The 17,406-nt window shown below is 56.4% G+C and carries 15 protein-coding genes and 2 pseudogenes; 9 read left to right on the top strand and 8 right to left on the bottom strand.

The genetic code is table 11. From position 1 onward, the window contains the following. Window positions 1-7: 7 nt before the first annotated feature. The 3 genes from prfB to HEQ17_RS08295 all read right to left on the bottom strand — a co-directional run bounded on the left by prfB (window position 8) and on the right by HEQ17_RS08295 (window position 2,687). Window positions 8-1,112, bottom strand: a protein-coding gene (gene prfB / locus HEQ17_RS08305; RefSeq protein WP_296292299.1) for a peptide chain release factor 2 whose coding sequence is annotated in 2 segments (ribosomal slippage) — window positions 8-1,030 and window positions 1,032-1,112 — 1,104 coding nt in all. Because the reading frame shifts where the segments join, the coding sequence is not laid out codon by codon here. Window positions 1,113-1,217: 105 nt separating this feature from the next. Next, entirely contained in the window at window positions 1,218-1,733 is a 516-nt protein-coding gene (locus HEQ17_RS08300) for a hypothetical protein (RefSeq protein WP_296292298.1), read from the bottom strand. A gap of 39 nt (window positions 1,734-1,772) precedes the next feature. Further along, the gene (locus HEQ17_RS08295; RefSeq protein WP_296292297.1) at window positions 1,773-2,687 is read right to left on the bottom strand and encodes an alpha/beta hydrolase; all 915 of its coding nucleotides are present in this window, start codon (window positions 2,685-2,687) and stop codon (window positions 1,773-1,775) included. A gap of 142 nt (window positions 2,688-2,829) precedes the next feature. On the opposite strand from HEQ17_RS08295, the gene HEQ17_RS08290 reads away from it, so the two are divergent. From HEQ17_RS08290 to HEQ17_RS08270, 5 genes are all read left to right on the top strand, one after another. Beyond that, on the top strand, window positions 2,830-4,533 hold the full coding sequence (locus HEQ17_RS08290) for an AMP-binding protein (protein WP_366938060.1): 1,704 nt from the start codon (window positions 2,830-2,832) through the stop codon (window positions 4,531-4,533). 92 nt (window positions 4,534-4,625) lie between these two features. Then, window positions 4,626-5,684: an aldo/keto reductase gene (locus HEQ17_RS08285; protein WP_296292296.1), complete on the top strand. Its 1,059-nt coding sequence runs from the start codon at window positions 4,626-4,628 to the stop codon at window positions 5,682-5,684. A gap of 9 nt (window positions 5,685-5,693) precedes the next feature. Continuing rightward, entirely contained in the window at window positions 5,694-6,185 is a 492-nt protein-coding gene (locus HEQ17_RS08280) for an aminoacyl-tRNA deacylase (RefSeq protein ID WP_296292295.1), read from the top strand. Between the two features lie 28 nt (window positions 6,186-6,213). Continuing rightward, the gene (gene plsY, locus HEQ17_RS08275; RefSeq protein ID WP_296292294.1) at window positions 6,214-6,843 is read left to right on the top strand and encodes a glycerol-3-phosphate 1-O-acyltransferase PlsY; all 630 of its coding nucleotides are present in this window, start codon (window positions 6,214-6,216) and stop codon (window positions 6,841-6,843) included. Beyond that, the gene (locus tag HEQ17_RS08270; RefSeq protein WP_296292293.1) at window positions 6,840-7,199 is read left to right on the top strand and encodes a RidA family protein; all 360 of its coding nucleotides are present in this window, start codon (window positions 6,840-6,842) and stop codon (window positions 7,197-7,199) included. Before plsY ends, HEQ17_RS08270 begins: the two co-directional genes overlap by 4 nt. A gap of 45 nt (window positions 7,200-7,244) precedes the next feature. On the opposite strand, the gene HEQ17_RS08265 is transcribed toward HEQ17_RS08270, so the two are convergent. After that, window positions 7,245-7,730: a YajQ family cyclic di-GMP-binding protein gene (locus HEQ17_RS08265; protein WP_296292292.1), complete on the bottom strand. Its 486-nt coding sequence runs from the start codon at window positions 7,728-7,730 to the stop codon at window positions 7,245-7,247. 40 nt (window positions 7,731-7,770) lie between these two features. On the opposite strand from HEQ17_RS08265, the gene murB reads away from it, so the two are divergent. Continuing rightward, a complete protein-coding gene (murB, locus tag HEQ17_RS08260) occupies window positions 7,771-8,832 on the top strand; it encodes a UDP-N-acetylmuramate dehydrogenase (RefSeq protein ID WP_296292291.1) in 1,062 nt (353 codons plus the stop codon). A gap of 177 nt (window positions 8,833-9,009) precedes the next feature. On the opposite strand, the gene HEQ17_RS08255 is transcribed toward murB, so the two are convergent. Next, window positions 9,010-10,161 (bottom strand): IS4 family transposase, encoded by a 1,152-nt coding sequence (locus HEQ17_RS08255; protein WP_296292290.1) that lies wholly within the window; start codon window positions 10,159-10,161, stop codon window positions 9,010-9,012. Window positions 10,162-10,227: 66 nt separating this feature from the next. On the opposite strand from HEQ17_RS08255, the gene HEQ17_RS08250 reads away from it, so the two are divergent. From HEQ17_RS08250 to HEQ17_RS08240, 3 genes are all read left to right on the top strand, one after another. Further along, a complete protein-coding gene (locus HEQ17_RS08250) occupies window positions 10,228-10,599 on the top strand; it encodes a hypothetical protein (RefSeq protein ID WP_296292289.1) in 372 nt (123 codons plus the stop codon). Between the two features lie 293 nt (window positions 10,600-10,892). Beyond that, on the top strand, window positions 10,893-12,890 hold the full coding sequence (locus HEQ17_RS08245) for a gamma-glutamyltransferase family protein (protein ID WP_296292288.1): 1,998 nt from the start codon (window positions 10,893-10,895) through the stop codon (window positions 12,888-12,890). A 237-nt stretch (window positions 12,891-13,127) separates the two neighbouring features. Continuing rightward, the gene (locus tag HEQ17_RS08240; RefSeq protein ID WP_296292287.1) at window positions 13,128-13,976 is read left to right on the top strand and encodes an alpha/beta hydrolase; all 849 of its coding nucleotides are present in this window, start codon (window positions 13,128-13,130) and stop codon (window positions 13,974-13,976) included. 90 nt (window positions 13,977-14,066) lie between these two features. Here HEQ17_RS08240 and HEQ17_RS08235 read toward each other — a convergent pair. The 3 genes and pseudogenes from HEQ17_RS08235 to HEQ17_RS08225 form a co-directional block, all read right to left on the bottom strand. Next, window positions 14,067-14,338 (bottom strand): annotated as a pseudogene (locus HEQ17_RS08235) (integrase core domain-containing protein); the annotation flags it as partial. A 37-nt stretch (window positions 14,339-14,375) separates the two neighbouring features. After that, a pseudogene (locus tag HEQ17_RS08230) lies at window positions 14,376-14,630 on the bottom strand (transposase); the annotation flags it as partial. 148 nt (window positions 14,631-14,778) lie between these two features. Beyond that, window positions 14,779-17,406 carry an EAL domain-containing protein gene (locus HEQ17_RS08225; protein WP_296292286.1) on the bottom strand — a complete coding sequence of 876 codons (2,628 nt, stop codon included), beginning with the start codon at window positions 17,404-17,406 and terminating at the stop codon, window positions 14,779-14,781.

Genomic DNA, 17,406 nt, shown 5'->3' with positions numbered 1-17,406 from the left:
GAGCAGATCAGAGGCCTTGTTTCAGTGAGGCTTCGATGAACGCATCGAGGTCGCCATCGAGCACTTTTTGGGTGGCCGAAATTTCGACGTTGGTGCGCAAATCCTTGATGCGGCTGTTGTCCAGCACGTAGCTGCGGATCTGGTGACCCCAGCCCACATCGGTCTTGGTGTCTTCCAGCTTTTGCTGCTCTTCCATGCGTTTACGCATCTCAAAGTCGTACAGGCGCGAGCGCAGGCGTTGCCAAGCCACATCGCGGTTGCTGTGCTGACTGCGGCCGTCTTGGCACTGCACCACGATGCCGGTGGGGATGTGCGTCAGGCGCACAGCCGAGTCGGTCTTGTTGATGTGCTGACCACCCGCGCCGCTGGCACGGAAGGTGTCGGTGCGCACGTCAGAGGGGTTGATGTTGATCTCGATCGAGTCATCGATCTCGGGGTACACAAACAACGAAGCAAACGAGGTGTGGCGGCCGCCCGACGAGTCAAACGGGCTCTTGCGCACCAAGCGGTGCACACCGGTTTCGGTGCGCAGCAAACCAAACGCGTATTCGCCTTCGATCTTGATGGTCGCGCCTTTAATGCCAGCCGTATCGCCTGGGGTTTCGTCTTCCACCGTGGCCTTGAAGCCTTTGCGTTCGGCGTACTTGATGTACTGGCGCAGCAGCATGCTGGCCCAGTCACAGGCTTCGGTGCCTCCGGCGCCGGCCTGAATGTCAACAAAACAGTTGAGCGGGTCGGCCTCATGTCGGAACATCCGTCGAAACTCGAGGTCTTCCACCAGCGCGGTCAGTTTGGCGGCTTCGGCTTCGATGGTCATCAGACCATCGTCATCGCCTTCTTCCTTGCTCATTTCGAAGAGTTCAAGGTTGTCGGCCAATTCGCTGGTCAGGTTGGTGATGGTCACCACCACGCCGTCGAGGGCTTTTTTCTCTTTGCCCAGTTCCTGGGCTTTTTTCGGGTCGTTCCAGACCGAGGGATCTTCGAGCGATGCGTTGACGGTTCTCAGCCGTTCAGATTTGGCATCGTAGTCAAAGATACCCCCGTAACTCGTGGGTACGAGCGGTCAGGTCTGTGAGGGATGTGCCGATTTGGTTGATTCGTTCTGCGTCCATGGGGAAAGTGTCCGGTTCGGTAAACGGGGCATTTTCTCATGAGTTGTCAAGACTTGGCGTTGCGTATGTTCAGGTGCTGGTCATCGATCATTAGAAGAGACGACCTCAGGAAAAAATCAAACCCGCACTGCCCAGAATTTTCATTTGCACCGAGTCCCGGGTATTGATCTTGTAGCCAAGGGAGGGAATAAGGGCAGGCGAAAAACCATTGTGGCTCAGGGGCACTTTGTCCTGATAGGGTGCCACATAGCCGTAAAGGATGCCTGCTGTGACCTTCAGAAACACTTTGGGAGAACCCAGCAGCCCGGTGAATTGTTGACCAGCGTAAAGATATACCGTGGGTTGACCAAAGGAATTGCTGAAAACACTGACGCCGCAAAACCTGTTGCCAGGCAGTGCTTCGTCCAAGGCCAAAAGCAGTACAGGTTTGTGCTGGGGATTGTGACTCCAGTGGTGGGTGTAAGGAGAAAACGTGATCTCACCGCGTTGCTGGGGGACTTGGCCACCTGGCGCGCCCAAAAAAAAGGGGCGGTAGTGGGTGTTATCGGCCAGCGTTGGCATGGCTGCAAAAGCCAAAGCACACACCAAGCACCAAAATTTGCATTGGGCCAGCAGCTTCATGTGAGATGGTGGAAAGAAAGCGCGATTGTAAAACTTGCTTCAGGTCAGAAAATTTTCCAGCAAGCTTGCAAGGGCTTGGGGTTGGTCATGCTGCAGCATGTGCCCCGCTTCTTGGAGGGTTGCCTTTTCCAATCGGGGTACCGACTGGAGACGTTCGTGGAAATCGGCGAGGGTGTAGCGGCCCTTCCACCATCGGCTCAGCGATTCGTCAGCTGCCTCGACGACCAGCACGGGTGCCGCAATGGATTGGTACATGGCCAATGCCTCTTCGACGCGGAACAGGTACGGGTTGATGACCTTGTGCGCCGAGTCCCCCAGGATGCGCCACTGTCCATCCGGTCCGGGGCTGGCCCAGTGTTGGGCCAGCCAGCCGGCCTTGTCCTGGCTCAGACGGCGGTTGGTTTTCATCAGGCGCGCTGCAACGCCCACTGCATCGGCATAGGGTTTGAGGTCGTTGCTGCCTGCACGCTGCGCCTTGAGTTCGTCCAGCCACTGGGCCATGCGCGTGGGCGCTTGGCTCGTTTGGGTGGCGGGCATGCCAAAACCTTCCAGATTGACCAGGCGGCGAATCCGCTCGGGCCGGGTCCCCGCATACATCATGACCACGTTGCCGCCCATGCTGTGGCCCACCAAGTCGATGCTCTGACCGGGGTACAGCGTGTCCAGCAGCGCATCCAGATCGGCCAGGTAGTCGGGGAACCAATAACTGTCAGTGGCGGGTGTTTCGGTCAGTCCATAGCCGCGCCAGTCCAAGGCGATGATGGGGCGCTGGCTGACAAAGGCCTCGCTGAACGCGTCCACCATGAACTGCCAGGAGGCGGCCACATCCATCCAGCCATGCGCCAGCACCAGCGGCGTGGTGCCGGGTGTGGGCGTGCCCCATTGGCGGACATGAAAACGACAGCCGCGCAGCGGCACCCAGAGACTTTTTGAGGGGCGTAAAACTTGGTACATACTTTCGATCATAAGGAGAGACACCGTGAACATCAGTCGCCACCAGGACCGGCCAATCGCCCCCCCGGAACCCTTCGGCTCGCAGCCTTCCCCAGCAGCCAAGCAGCCGACCCGAAGTCGGGCCGCCGACCGCTATGCGGCCATCCACCAGAGTTTTGGCTGGAAAGTGCCCAAGCGCTTCAACATGGCACAGGCCTGTTGCGGGCAATGGGCAGGGCAAGCGGCCACGGCCAAGCGCCAGGCCGTGCGCGAGCACGTGGCAGGGCAGGGCCTGGGGCGCAGCTGGACCTTCGGGCAGCTGCAGCAAGACGCCAATCGGCTGAGCCGGGTGCTGCGTTCTCACGGCGTGCAGCGTGGTGACCGCGTGGCCATCGTCATGCCCCAGCGCTATGAGACGGCGGTGGCCTACATGGCCGTGCTGCAGATGGGTGCGGTGGCCATGCCTTTGTCGATGCTGTTTGGCCCCGAGGCCTTGTCATTTCGCATCAACGACAGCCAAGCGTGCGTGGCGGTGTGCGATGAGTCCACCGTGCAGGCCTTGCTGCAGGCCAGAGCCGATTGCCCCGGTTTGCAGACGCTGTTGGGGGTGGGCGAAGCGGGCACTTTGGCCGATCTGGACCTGAACCAAGCCATGGCAGCCAGCGCGAGCACGTTCAAACCCGTGTCCACTTGGGCTGAAGACCCGGCGGTGCTGATTTACACCAGCGGCACCACCGGCAACCCCAAGGGTGCGCTCATCCCTCACCGGGCAATGATCGGTAATCTGACGGGCTTTGTGTGCAGCCAAAATTGGTTTGGCTTTGACCCTTTCAAGGCAGAAAAGCCCTCGAAAGCCGTGTTCTGGTCGCCTGCCGACTGGGCCTGGACGGGCGGGCTGATGGACGCCTTGCTGCCTAGCCTCTACTTTGGCCGTCCCATCGTGGCCTTCAATGGGCGGTTTTCGCCCGAAGCGGCCTTCGAGATTTTGCAAAGCCACGGCGTGACACACACCTTTTTGTTCCCCACCGCGCTCAAAGCCATGATGAAGGCCGTGCCCGAGGTGAAGGGGCGTTACAGCCTGAAGCTGCAAGCCATGATGAGCGCGGGCGAGGCGGTGGGTGACGCGGTGTTTGGCTATTGCCAGCAACAGTTGGGCGTCACGGTGAACGAGATGTTCGGCCAGACCGAAATCAATTACGTGGTGGGCAACTGCGCCCGCTTGTGGCCTGCCAAGCCTGGCAGCATGGGCAAAGGGTATCCAGGGCACCAGGTGGCGGTCATCGATGATGCGGGGCAGTTGTGCCCGCCCGGCACGCCCGGCGAAGTGGCGGTGAACCGCTTCGATGTGCACCGCCAACTGGACCCGGTTTTCTTTTTGGGCTACTGGAACAACGACAAGGCCACGAAGGCCAAATACACCGGCAACTGGTGCCGCACAGGCGACATGGCCGTTTGCGACGAGGACGGCTACCTCTGGTACCAAGGGCGTACCGACGACATGTTCAAGGCGGCGGGTTACCGCATTGGCCCGGGTGAGATTGAAAACTGTTTGGTCAAGCACCCCGCCGTGGCCAACGCCGCTGTGGTGCCCAAGCCCGACAAAGACCGTGGAGCACTGGTCAAAGCCTATGTGGTCATGTCGCCCGACTGGCAAGGCCGCAGGCCCACTGGGCCAGGGCAGACGGCTTTTGACGACGAGGTGCGTCGCGAACTGCAAGCCCATGTGCGCGGTTTGCTCGCCCCTTATGAATACCCCAAAGAGATCGAATTCATCGACCAGTTGCCCATGACCACCACCGGCAAGGTGCAGCGCCGCGTGCTGCGCCTGCAAGAAGAGGCGTGTGATGAGAAGCGCATTGAGCCTTGAGGGTGTGGCCGAGCAAATGCACGTTCAACGCATCACCCAATACGCCCAACATGCCAAAATCAGTCTTTTAAGTCGCAGCCAAAGACAAGCCCATGAAAAAAGTACAACTTGGTCAATCCGACCTGCACGTCACGCCCATTTGTCTTGGCACCATGACCTTTGGCCAGCAAGTGAGCGAAGAGGGGGCTCACGCCATCCTTAACCACTCTTTGGCTGCTGGCATCAATTTCATTGACACCGCTGAGATGTATGCCGTACCCGCCACGGCCGACACCTGTGGTCTGACCGAAACCTATATTGGTCACTGGTTTGCCAAAAACCCCGGCGTGCGCCAAAAGCTGGTGCTGGCAACCAAGGTGGCGGGCCCCTCACGCAGCATGCCTTGGGTGCGCGAAGGCGCGGGCATGACGGCACAAGACATCCTGACCTCCTGCGAAGGCAGTTTGCGTCGCCTGCAGACCGACGTGATCGACCTGTACCAGATCCATTGGCCCGAGCGCCATGTGCCGGTGTTTGGCCTGACCTATTTCGATCCGAGCAAAGACAAGCCCCTCACCCCGATTCACGAGCAACTGGAGGCCCTGTCCAAATTGGTCAAGGCGGGCAAAGTGCGTTACGTCGGCCTGTCCAACGAAACACCCTATGGTTTGCACGAGTTTGTGCGCCTGGCCGAGCAACATGGTCTGCCGCGCGTGGCCACCATTCAAAACCCGTATTGCCTGGTGAACCGCACGTACGACAACGCGCTGGACGAAACTTGCTACCGGCTGAACGTGTCCATGCTGGCTTACTCGCCACTGGGCTTTGGATTGCTCACGGGCAAATACGACCAAACTGGTTTTGAAGACCAAGGTGCGCCCAATGGCCGTTTGTCCCGCTACGAGTCGGTGCGCAAGCAGCGCTGGGGCCGCCCTGAGGCCTTGGCGGCAGCGCGCCGGTACAACCAGTTGGCTCGTGACCACGGCCTGACACCCACGCAGATGGCGCTGGCCTTTTGTTACCACCGCTGGAACGTGACCAGCACCATCATCGGCGTGACCTCGGTGGCCCAGCTGGACGAAGATCTGGCCGCTTGGGCGGTGCAACTCTCGCCCGAGGTGCTCGAGGCGATTGACCAGATCCGCTGGGAAATCCGCGACCCGGCGTTGTGATGCAGGCCCATGGGCAAAAAAGACAAAGTCAGTGAGACCCCCGCCACGGCGCTTTTGCGCCAGCAGGGGGTGAGCTTCACAGAGCATCCCTATGAATACCTCGAGCACGGTGGTGCCCAGCACAGCGCGCAGGTGCTGGGCATGGACCCGTTTGCCGTGGTCAAGACCCTGATCATGCAAGACCAGGACGCCAAGCCCTTGGTGGTGTTGATGCACGGCAATCGCAAGGTGTCTACCAAAAACCTGGCGCGTCAGATCGGCTTGAAGTCGGTCGAGCCTTGTGCGCCCGAGGTGGCCAACCGCCACAGCGGCTACTTGGTGGGCGGCACCTCGCCTTTTGCCACCCGTCGGAACATGCCGGTTTACATCGAAGAAAGCATCTTGGCCCTGCCGCGCATTTGCATCAATGGCGGCAGGCGCGGTTACTTGGTGGGCATCGACCCCCAAGTGTGTGTGCAACTGCTGCAAGCCAAGGCGGTGAACTGCGCGCTGGCAGAATGACGCCCTTACAAGAGCAAGGAAGATGTTGATGGACCTTTGGATTCAAGGGGTTGTGGTGCTGGCCAGTTACCTGCTGGGCTCGCTCAGCTTTGCGGTGATCGTCAGCCGCCTGATGGGCCTGAACGACCCGCGCAGCTACGGCAGCAAAAACCCGGGAGCGACCAATGTACTGCGCTCGGGCAGCAAAAAAGCGGCCATCCTGACCTTGCTGCTGGACGCCTTCAAAGGCTGGTTGCCGGTGGCACTGGTGCTGGCCTATGGCCCCGAACACGGTGCGGGCGCTGGTTTGGCCGCGCTGGCCGGGTTGGCCGCCTTTTTGGGGCACCTGTACCCGGTATTTTTTGGCTTTACCGGGGGCAAGGGCGTGGCCACGGCAGTGGGTGTCGTGTTGGGCGTCAACGGCAGCTTGGCGCTGGCGGTGGTGTTCAGCTTTGCCATCGTGCTGTTTTTCTCGCGCTACGTGTCCTTGGCCTCGATGGTGGCTGCGGTGTTTGCGCCTGTTTTTTACCTGTTCGGCGATGGGGTGGCCTGGCAAGCGTCTTGGCCCGAAGTGTTGAGCCTGGCGGTCATGGCCTTGCTGCTGGTCTGGCGGCACCGAGAAAACATTCACCGCCTGATGGCGGGCACCGAGTCACAACTGGGAAAGAAAAAAGCATGAGTCAGGACATTCAGCGTTTGCATGTCGCAGCACGTTACAGCGAAGCGGCTGTTTTCAATGGGGTGGTGTACTTGGCGGGCATGGTGCCCGAGTGCGAGGCCACCGACATCCGCAGCCAAACGGCCGATGTGTTGCAGCAGATCGATCGGCGGTTGGCAGAAGCGGGCAGCGACAAAACCCGCATTTTGCGGACCCAGATTTACCTGAAAGACATCACCGACATCGCGGCCATGAACGAGGTCTGGGACGCTTGGGTGGTCTCAGGCAGCGCACCGCCCCGCGCCACGGTGCAGGCCGCCCTGGCCAATCCGGCTTATTTGATCGAGGTGGTGGTGACGGCGGCCGCCAAACCCTGAGGCACTTTGAGTCTGGGGCTTCGCCAGAGGCAAACCCTCCAGCGCTCAATCCCTGAAGTTGTCGAAAGACAAGGGCAAATCTGGCATGTCTTTGCGCAGCATGGCCATGGCGGCCTGCAAATCGTCGCGCTTGGTGCCCGTCACGCGCACCGCATCGCCCTGGATAGAAGCCTGCACCTTGATCTTGCTTTCCTTGATCAGCTTGGTGATCTTTTTGGCATCTTCGGTCTCTATGCCGTTTTTGACCTTGACCACTTGCTTGACCTTATCGCCGCCGATTTTTTCGACCTTGCCAATGTCCAGAAAGCGCACGTCCACGTTGCGCTTGGTGAGCTTGTTGCGCAAGATGTCTTCGACCTGCGTGAGTTGAAATTCGGCATCACCGAACATCGTGATCTCTTTGTCTTTGAGCTCGATCTTGGCCGAGGTGCCTTTGAAGTCAAAGCGGGTGCCGATTTCTTTGGCAGAAGTGTCAACAGCGTTGCGCACTTCGGCCATGTTGGGTTCGCAAACGGTATCAAACGAGGGCATGGCGGTAAAAGTCAGAGGTTGAGGATGCGACAATTCTCCCATGTTCCTTGAGAAAAATGTCCCCCTGCAGCCCTACAACACCTTTGGCATCGCCGCCAAGGCGCTGGCGTTGGTGCGCGTGCGCTGCGAAGCCGACCTTTTAGCGGTGCTGGCCGAGCCCCAATTGGCCACTTGGCCCCGGCAAGTGCTGGGCGGCGGCAGCAACATCTTGCTGACCGGGGACGTCAAGGCGCTCGTGCTCAAAATCGAGGTGCCGGGCATGCGATTGGCGACAGAGACTGCCAAACACTGGGTGGTCGAGGCGGGCGCAGGCGTGGACTGGCACGCCTTGGTTGCTTGGACACTGGACAATGGTTACCCTGGCCTGGAAAACATGGCCCTGATCCCCGGCACGGTGGGCGCATCGCCCGTGCAAAACATCGGTGCCTACGGCGTGGAGTTGCAAGACCGCTTTGACTCGCTCGATGCGATGGACATGCTGACGGGCGAGTTGTTCAGCCTCAATGCCGCGCAGTGCGGCTTCAGCTACCGCGATTCGGTGTTCAAGCACGCATCCATCGGCTCTGGCGGCCCGGATGGCCTGGGCCTGGCGGGCAGGGCGGTCATTTTGCGGGTGCGCTTTGCGCTGCCCAAGCGCTGGAAGCCCGAGCTGGGTTATCTGGACTTGGCACGCAAGATGGCGGAGACCGGTATTTCCAACCCCGATGCCCGGCAGATTTTTGACTGGGTTGTGGCGATTCGCCGCGCCAAACTGCCCGACCCGGCGGTGGTTGGCAACGCAGGCAGTTTCTTCAAAAACCCCACCGTTACGCCCGAGCAATGCGCCGACATCATCGCCCGCGAGCCCAAGGTGGTGCATTACCCCATGGCCGATGGCAGCATCAAGCTGGCGGCAGGCTGGCTGATCGACGCCTGCGGCTGGAAAGGCAAGTCCGTGGGCCATGCCGGGGTGTATGAAAAGCAGGCGCTGGTGCTGGTCAACCGAGGCGGACGCGACAACCCCTGTACCGGGGGCGAGGTGATGACGCTGGCCAAGGCCATTCAGACCAGCGTGTACGAGCGCTTTGGCATTCGGCTGGAGCCGGAGCCGGTGGTGATTTGAATGGCGTCTGCCCGATGTTCCACATCGGATTGAGTCGCCCCTGTGTCAAGCGGCTTGGGTTCAAAACGCGCCAACAAGTGCTTCACGCCAACCTCTGGTGCGCAGCATTTCAGAAGTGCATCCACTGAAGAAATGGTGTCCACCGTTTAAAAAATAAAAGTGTGCAGTAGTGTCCGGTTAAAAAGTGAATAAATTCAACTGGTTACCGTCGTCTGGGCTATCGCTAGTGTTTCTTTCGAGCTGTAAGGCGCTTGAAACCTCAGTTTTCTCGAAAAGCGAGACCGACAAAATCTGTAGCAATGTGTAGAGCGAGACGTTCAATTGAAGTTCCTTCTTAACGATTGCAATGAGCACGTAGGTGGACACGGCGCACCAGATTTGCGTCTTGACTGCGTTTTCGCTGTTGCCCAGAAACTTCTTGATTCGCAGGTGCTGCTTGATCCACTTGAAAAACAACTCGACCTGCCAACGGCTCTTGTACAAAGCGGCAATCGTCAAGGGCGGCAAGCTTGTGTTGTTGGTCAAAAAGGCCAGCGTCTTTTGGGTTTCGGGGTCTTTGAGGCGGATACGGCGCAAGTGCTCCGGGTAGTCTTGGGCAGCATAGTGCCCGTTCAACGCAATGGTCTGATCGCAGATGATGCCGCTGCTCCCGTCCACTTTGGCCGAGTACACGCGCCTGGCGTTCATATTGCTTTTGGCGCGGGTCACAAAGAAGGCGCCCGCCTGATGCATTTGGAACAGGCGAGCAAAGTTCAAGTAGCCCCGGTCCATAACGTAGAACGCGCCGGGCTCCAGAACCAAGATGTCCAGCACATTGACCTCGTGCATCTTGCCATCGCTGATGTGGATGAAGGCTGGAATAGAGCCTCGCAAGTCCAACAGTGTATGGAGCTTTACAGCAGCCTTGGTTTTGCGAAACGGGGCCCAGTCGAACAGGCTCAGGCAAAGATCGATGGTGGTGGCATCCAGCGCGTAGACCGTGTTCTTAAGTTCGAGCCCCAGGTCCTCGTCCAAATAAAGTTTGCGAGCGCGCCGGATCAAAACTGCAGCCAAGTCGGCCCAAATGCGCCAGTTGCGCGACTCGTTGGCATCGGCCAGGGTGGAGCGATGGATGCTGTGGCGAAAGCCCATGGCGTAAAGCTTGCTGGCGTTCGCACCCAGCGTCACCTCGATGTCTCTCAGGCTCTCGCGCCAAGTCAACTGGGCAAAGGCCATAACGCGAAACTGCTCGGAGCAAGTCAAGCGGCGCACGCCCGCGTCGCCGCCGTAGCGCTGAACGATTCGAGAAAAGCTTGTCCATGGAATGAACCTATTTCCGGCAGTTGACATTGCGTAAACCGGCTGCAAGCTAGACTAGACGCCAATTTCAATGGATTTATTGGAGTCACCAAATGGGTGAAGCAAAAAGGCGTCAACTTGCGGTCCAAACGCAGGCACTGGAGGCCATGGTGGTGGATACGCCGGGCGGCCAAGCCGGGTGCACGCATGGAAGCCATCACCAGCCGAGCGTTATTGCTTGCCAGTGTGGGGCGCGCTGTCAAACATGCGGGACAGACAACGCTGTATCTGACACCGATGCATGCTGCCAAGGACAAGTTGCTCGCGCTCATCGCCAACATTCGTGCGGCTTTAAGTCATGTCAGGGATGTTGCGGAGCAGTTGCCTTTTGCGGATCGATGGCAGACATTTCTGGACTACGTGGTGGCCAAAATCACGCGCCCACTGCCACCTTGGCTACCGTCAGCCCAACTTACAGCGGCAGGGTAACTGCCGGATTTAGGATGAATTCCATGATCTGCGCAAACAAGGTCTTGCCGACATTCATGGGAAATCTCCAAGGGGCTTGAGCCTTGAAAATTACACGGGAATGGGAAAACAAGTTTCAAATCGGCACCAAAAAAAATCGGCTGCTAGGCCACGCCAGGATTGGCTTTCTCTACAAATCAACCCGGTTTAACCGGACACTACTGAAAGTGTGCACCTTTGTTGACATATATCGGCTGTGAGGCGTATATTGGGTTGTCAATGTTTCAAACACCAACAGCCTCAAAAGGGCACCCATGAAAAATCCGAGGGCAAGCAGGTTTCGCCGATTGCAATCTGTCATTTTGCTCAGCGCTTCAGCTTTGTTTTTGTCGGCCTTTGGCGGTAATGCTGAATTGAAAGCATGTTTACAGGGCACCACTACTGGCGGAGTTTCCGTGGGTTCCGGTTTGCCTGGAGACCCGTCAATTCCTGAAAAATCATCAGGCTACAAGCTTGGCAACAAGGTTGTAAACAGCACAAGTTACATGGCTGTGACGGCCAATCCCCGCGCAACGCAAGCCGGTTGCGAGGTTCTCAGTGCAGGCGGTACTGCTGCAGATGCCGCAGTGGCGATTCAAATGGTTCTTGGCCTGGTCGAGCCACAATCGTCGGGTTTGGGTGGCGGTGCTTTTGCGCTTTATTACAATGCAAACAGCAAGCAGGTTTTTTCCTACGATGGTCGTGAAACAGCCCCCGCAGCCGCGACAGAAAACTACTTGCGACACATCAGTGCCAGCAACCAAACCACCCCATTGCCCAATTTAGGCAGCGCCTTTGCAAGCATTCGCGCAAGTGGTCGATCCATTGGCACACCCGGTGCCGTCAAGATGTTGGAACTTTTGCACCAAGATCATGGGCAAAAGTCATGGGGCACGCTTTTTGATCCTGCGATTCAATTGGCCACCAATGGTTTTGGCATCAGTGGGCGCATGGCCGATGCCATTGCAGGTGCCAAAAACGATCTGCTTCGTGATCCAGAGGCCGCGGCTTACTTTTTAAATGCGGATTCCACTCCCAAGGCACTTGGCACACTCATCAAAAACCCCGAGTATGCGCAAACCCTGGGTTCAATTGCAAAGGGCGGTGCCAATGCTTTTTATACCGGCCCCATCGCGCAATCCATTGTTGACAAAATTAAGGTTACAAGTTCCGGGGGGGCAAATCCAGTTGCCATCACGCCGGGTTTAACCGAGTTGAGTGACCTGGCCAATTACCGCGCCATCAAGAGAGAACCTGTTTGCACCACTTACCGCAATTATTGGGTTTGTGGCATGGCGCCACCTTCTTCCGGCGGTATCGCCGTAGCGCAGTCACTGGGCATTTTGGAAAATTTTGATTTATCCGCTGGCCAATATTTGCCAACCTTGGTCAATTCGGATGGCGGCAAGCCGTCCATTGCTGCCGTTCATTTGATCAGTGAATCGCAAAGGCTGGCTTATGCAGATCGCAACAAGTATGTTGCGGACACCGATTTTGTCCCTCTCCCAGGCAATGGCGTGAGTTCGATGGTTGCCAAAGACTATCTGAAAGCAAGAGCGGGTTTGATTTCAACGACCAAAAGTATGGGAACGGCATTGCCCGGTGTCTTTCCGACAGCTCCGGCCTCTGGCAGCAGCGCTACCGAGGGAAAGGGAACTACCCACATGTCCATTGTTGACAAATACGGTAATGCACTCGTCATGACAACGACCATTGAGTCTGGAATGGGGTCATTTCGTTTCACACGCGGATTTCTTCTGAACAATCAGCTCACGGATTTTTCACCTGACCCTTCAGATTCTTCAGGTTTGATTGCGAATCGAATTGCGCCACTGAAAAGACCGCGCAGTTCAATGGCACCGACTTTGGTGTTCAGCAAGAACTTAGAAGGCGGTCGCGGAGATTTTGTCATGGCAACAGGCTCACCCGGTGGCGCAACCATTATTCAGTTTGTTGTTAAAACATTGGTCAGCGCCCTGGACTGGAAGCTCGACGCGCAGCAAGCAACTTCGATGGTCAATTTTGGTGCGGCAAACAGCGTGACGACTGGTGTTGGCGGTGAGCATCCTTCCATTGACGTTTCAAACAGCGGCTTGAACGATCCTTTGTTGGTTGGATTGCGCTCGTTAGGCCACACCGTGTCTTTTGCGGCGCAGTCCAGCGGCGTATCCACCATCATTCGTGCCCCGTCTGCAACGACCGGAGCACAGACCTTGTGGGGCGGTGCGGATCCACGTCGAGAAGGTCTTGCACTGGGGGACAATCCTTTTTAATATAAGGACTCAGTTTGAAATCAAAGGGGGCGGCGACACACTGACCCCGATCAGCAAAAAAACACCTTCGCTGCCCACTTTGACTGCCAGGTGTGCTCATTTCGCGTGAAAGAGGGGTGACCAATTTGCCCCTAGAATGACGCAGGCGTGCTTGAGAGGCCCCTTCAGCGCGACCTGAGCCCAAAAGGGGTGTGGATCAAAACGAACTCAGCCAAGCTCAAAGCAAAGGAGAACATCATGTTTGATATCGATGCAGTCAGAAAGACCTTCACCACCAGCGACGGGGTAAAGCTCAGTTACTTGGAGGCCGGCAAAGGCCAGCCCTTTGTCATGATCCCGGGCTGGTCGCAAACGGCGGATCAATGGCATCACCAGATCAACCATTTTTCAAAAAAATATCGCGTCTTGGCGCTGGATATGCGTGGCCACGGCGAATCCGAAAAACCGGGACATGGCTATCGGATTTATCGCCTTTCGAAGGATGTCAAAGAATTCATCGAAGGTCTTGATCTGCAAAACGCCATCCTGATGGGGCATTCGATGGGCTGTTCAGTGCTTTGGGGACTTTACGATCTCTACGGTGCCAGTCGGGTCTCGAAATTCGTCTTTGTCGATGAGCCTGCCTACCTCTCCAACAACCCAACACTGTCGCCAGAGGGATTGGTTCAGGCCGGGGCTATTTTTACGCCCGAGGCCGCCTTCAGTACCGCTGTGGCGCTCGCTGCCGATGCAGATGGCTCAGTGACGACCGGCTTTGTCTCGGGCATGTTCACCCCCGAATGCCCGAAGGACATTGTCCAGAAATCAATCGCGCTCAATTTCAAATTTCCGCGTGACAAGGCAGCCCAACTGGTCATCGATCATGTGCACAACGACTGGCGTGATGTGATGGCACGGATCACGGTCCCGGCCCTTTGCATCGGTGGCAGGGCAAGCTTCGTTCCATGGACATGCGTGGTCTGGCAAGCAGAACAGATACCGAATGGTCAGCATGAAATCTTTGAAGCGAACGAGGGTGGCTCCCATTTCATGTTCATGGAGAATCCTCAAAAGTTCAATGCCAGGGTGGAGCAATTCCTGAACTGATCAGAACATTGCAAAGCCGATGGCTTGACTGCAGTCGCTTCAAAGGAGGCCTGAACCTGCCCCTGTTTGACGTACCGCTTAGCAACTTCATTATGCGGCCTTCAATTGCTGTGCCGCGTCCCAGCGTTTTTCAAACTGCATCGGACTGACGTAGCCCAACGTGGAGTGTAACCGCCGGTGGTTGTAGAACGTCAGCCAGTCAATCACCTCATCCATCGCCTGCCTGCGGGTTGCAAACCTTTGCCCGTACAGCCTGCCACTTTGAGTCGACCCCACAGACTCTCCGTGGGTGCGTTGTCCCAGCAGTTTCCCTTGCGGCTCATGGAGCTTCTCATTTTGTAATCCGCCAGCGTGCCCTGGAACTCATCCGCGCGTGTCAAGGTAGTTGTCGCCTGAGTCCTGGGGCACCTCAAAGGTGATTTCTCCCAGACGCGTGAGCATTGTCTTGGGCTTGTAGCCGTTGGCTTGGCCGACACGCTGGGCGCTGCGCTCGTAGGGTATGGCCTGCAGATGTTGGGCGCGTTCGATGCGCGAGGCTTCGTTAACCAAAATTCGCAGGGCTTCGCCTGCGCCGTCCAGGCCATTGGAGAGTAGGCATGCATAGGCTTCATGCAGGGGGTTGGGTGCTTCTTCAGAATTGGATCGTTGGGACATGATATTTCTTTCTGTCGTGAGTCTTGCAGGGGAGCCTCCGGCGGCCTGGCAGGGGCCTATTGAAAAATTCCCAGAACCAAAAACCGCCAAGTTCAATGCTCCGGAAAATTACAGAAAGGATGTTGCACTCACCAATAAAAGGCGGGTGTCACGCGACTTTCGCCGGTGCCAAATGGGTGGGCAGTGCGAGCAAGTCCTGCAGTTTCAGAGGCTTGGAAAAAAAGTAACCCTGTGCTTGCTGGCAACCGAGACTGATCAGTATGTCTTGCTGGAATCGCGTTTCCACGCCTTCAGCAGTCACCTCCAGATGCAGTGATTGCGCCAACGCCAGAATTCCTGAAATGATTTTGATGTTTTCTTCGCGCTCCATGCCTGCAGTAAAAGACATGTCAATTTTCAATTTCTGAATGGGCATACTCGCCAGTCGGAAAAGGGAGGAGTAGGACTTGCCGAAATCATCGATCGCGATTCGCACGCCCAGGCCCATGATGGCCTGGAGTTGGCTGGCCAGCTCTTGTGGGCTCAAGGCGAAATCCGTTTCGGTGATTTCCAGCACAAAGCCATCCAAGCCATTTTCAAGCTCAGACGCCAGGCGCGAAAGCATGGTCAAAAGACGCGTGCCAGACAGCAACTGGGGTGACGAATTCAAGGCGATGCTTGCGTTGGGAAAGTGGGCGCGAATCGCTTGGCTGTCTTGGACCACTTGGGTGAATAAATGCTCTGTCAAGGGGTCAATGGCCCCTGATTGCTCGGCCAAAGGGATGAATTCGGCGGGGCTGACCATGCCGAGTTCTTCGTCGTGCCAACGGGCCAATGCCTCAAACCCGATGATTTTTCCGGTCAAGAGATCCACTTCGGGTTGGTAATGCGGGAAGATTCGACCTTCACGAATGGCCACGGCCAACTTGCTGTCGACTTTGGTTTTTCGCATGGAGGCCGCCATCATCTGGGCATTGAGCCATTGAATCTGATTGCGACCGGACTCCTTTGCGCTCAGCAGTGCTGTATCTGCGTAAATGAGCAGTTCATGGATCGATTGTGTGTGATCAGGATACAAGGCCGCCCCTGCACTGAAAGTGGCCGTGATCTGAACTTTCCCCATGTGATTGACACTGAAAACAGCGGGTTTGAACATCAGTTTTAACTTGGCTTGAAAAGCAGCGATCGGTTCATCGATGTCCAATACAGCAATGAACTCATCGCCCGAGCGGCGACATAAAAAATTGCCAGCAGGTAATGTGGCATTGAGGTGTTGTGCGATTTGCCGAATCACTTCATCGCCTTGGTCGTGACCAAAGGTGTCATTGATGTTTTTGAAGTTGTCCAGGTCTATGAACAACATGGCAAATTGGGAGCCATTAACTTTTTCCTGGATATATTTCAGAAATCCTCGGTAGTTGGGTAAACCTGTCAGTTGGTCTTCGTGGAGAAGATCCTGGAGCTTTTTTTCCGCTTCACGAATCGCCCGGATATCCGCAAAAACAGAAACATGGCCTTGGCTCATGCCATCGGCATCCAGCAAAGTTGACACCGAGAGCAGCACGGGCAGCTGGGTATGTTGCTTGCTCAAAAAATAGGTTTCGCCTCGCCAGCCGCCGTGCTTGCGGACGCTTTCGGCAATGATCGGAAAATCAACGCCTTTCTCGTCCTGGATGTAAAGCCGCCCGGCAGGTTGGTTAATCAACTCGTCTTTGGTGTAACCGGTCATGTCTGTCAATGCAGCATTCACATCGACCACCAGTCCTTGCTTGTTCGTGATCAAGATGGCTTCGGCCGCTGTCTCGAACACCCTGGAGAAAATCGCTTGTTTTTGTGCAGCAAGTCTTTGCTTTTGAAGCATGCTGTGCAAGGCGTTCGATACCTGGGCCAGTTCATCTCCAGTGTTGTCAATCAGCGAATCATCGCCGCGTCCTTCAACCGTATCGGATGCCAGTTGCACAAGGTCATCTAATCGGCGTGTGGTGTTTTCCGAAAAAATCCGAGTCCAGCGTTTGAGCCCCAGGAACAGCAAGCCACCGGATACCAATGAAACCGCCAAACCCGTCATGACAAACAGAAAGGCCGAAAAATAGCTGTGTTGGAGTTGAATATGAATGGTGTGGTTTTTTCCAGCATCGTCCCATTCAAATTTGAATACTTCACTGTGTTTGGAAAGATTCGATGCAGAGTCCACAAATGGGGTCAGGCTGTAATTGATCATCAGGTCAGCAGGAAAATTCAGTGTGGCGATGACCTTGCTCAGATCAAGTTGAAGCCAAACGATGCCGATGGTGCTGTCTGTGAAGCTGGCCTTTACAGGAACGCTGACTGACAGATACACTGATTGTTCGATGGTGATCAGATCCAGGTGGAGCTGGTTGTCCTCGATTGTTTTTTGGATGTTGTCCGGGACATCTGGAAGCAAACTCGCTGAACTGCCGCTCTGGATGAAAAATCGGCCCAAATAATCCAGCAGTTCAAATTTGTAAATTTTGCTCTGATTGGATTTCTCCAGAAGTGGCAGGAGATACGATCCCCGTCCTTCCGAGTCCGTCAGTCCGGTCCAGACCTCTGTCGAAAGGGCCAAATCATTGGCTTGGCGGAAGGAATTGCTGATTTCGGAGCTTAGCCGTGTGGCGATCAGCGCCTTGTAATGTTTGAACTCTTCTTGCTGGTAGAAAAAAATACCATAGAGGGCCAAGAGCATGCACAGCGATGTAACGCCCAGGGCGTAGGCGCCAAACAGCCTGAAAACATCATGGCTGATCTGGGCTTTGATCGATTTCAATCGATCCAT

It is taken from the genome of Limnohabitans sp., from assembly GCF_023910625.1.
Lineage (GTDB): Bacteria > Pseudomonadota > Gammaproteobacteria > Burkholderiales > Burkholderiaceae_C > Limnohabitans_A.
This window is presented reverse-complemented; position numbering and strand designations above follow the sequence as displayed.

Bases quoted from the DNA above. Each gene is read 5' to 3' on its own strand.
- plsY (WP_296292294.1), top strand. From the start codon at position 6,214: ATGGACCTTTGGATTCAAGGGGTTGTGGTGCTGGCCAGTTACCTGCTG.
- HEQ17_RS08240 (WP_296292287.1), top strand. From the start codon at position 13,128: ATGTTTGATATCGATGCAGTCAGAAAGACCTTCACCACCAGCGACGGG.
- HEQ17_RS08280 (WP_296292295.1), top strand. From the start codon at position 5,694: ATGGGCAAAAAAGACAAAGTCAGTGAGACCCCCGCCACGGCGCTTTTG.
- HEQ17_RS08285 (WP_296292296.1), top strand. From the start codon at position 4,626: ATGAAAAAAGTACAACTTGGTCAATCCGACCTGCACGTCACGCCCATT.
- HEQ17_RS08245 (WP_296292288.1), top strand. From the start codon at position 10,893: ATGAAAAATCCGAGGGCAAGCAGGTTTCGCCGATTGCAATCTGTCATT.
- murB (WP_296292291.1), top strand. From the start codon at position 7,771: ATGTTCCTTGAGAAAAATGTCCCCCTGCAGCCCTACAACACCTTTGGC.
- HEQ17_RS08225 (WP_296292286.1), bottom strand. From the start codon at position 17,406: ATGGATCGATTGAAATCGATCAAAGCCCAGATCAGCCATGATGTTTTC.
- HEQ17_RS08270 (WP_296292293.1), top strand. From the start codon at position 6,840: ATGAGTCAGGACATTCAGCGTTTGCATGTCGCAGCACGTTACAGCGAA.
- HEQ17_RS08295 (WP_296292297.1), bottom strand. From the start codon at position 2,687: ATGTACCAAGTTTTACGCCCCTCAAAAAGTCTCTGGGTGCCGCTGCGC.
- HEQ17_RS08300 (WP_296292298.1), bottom strand. From the start codon at position 1,733: ATGAAGCTGCTGGCCCAATGCAAATTTTGGTGCTTGGTGTGTGCTTTG.
- HEQ17_RS08265 (WP_296292292.1), bottom strand. From the start codon at position 7,730: ATGCCCTCGTTTGATACCGTTTGCGAACCCAACATGGCCGAAGTGCGC.
- HEQ17_RS08255 (WP_296292290.1), bottom strand. From the start codon at position 10,161: ATGTCAACTGCCGGAAATAGGTTCATTCCATGGACAAGCTTTTCTCGA.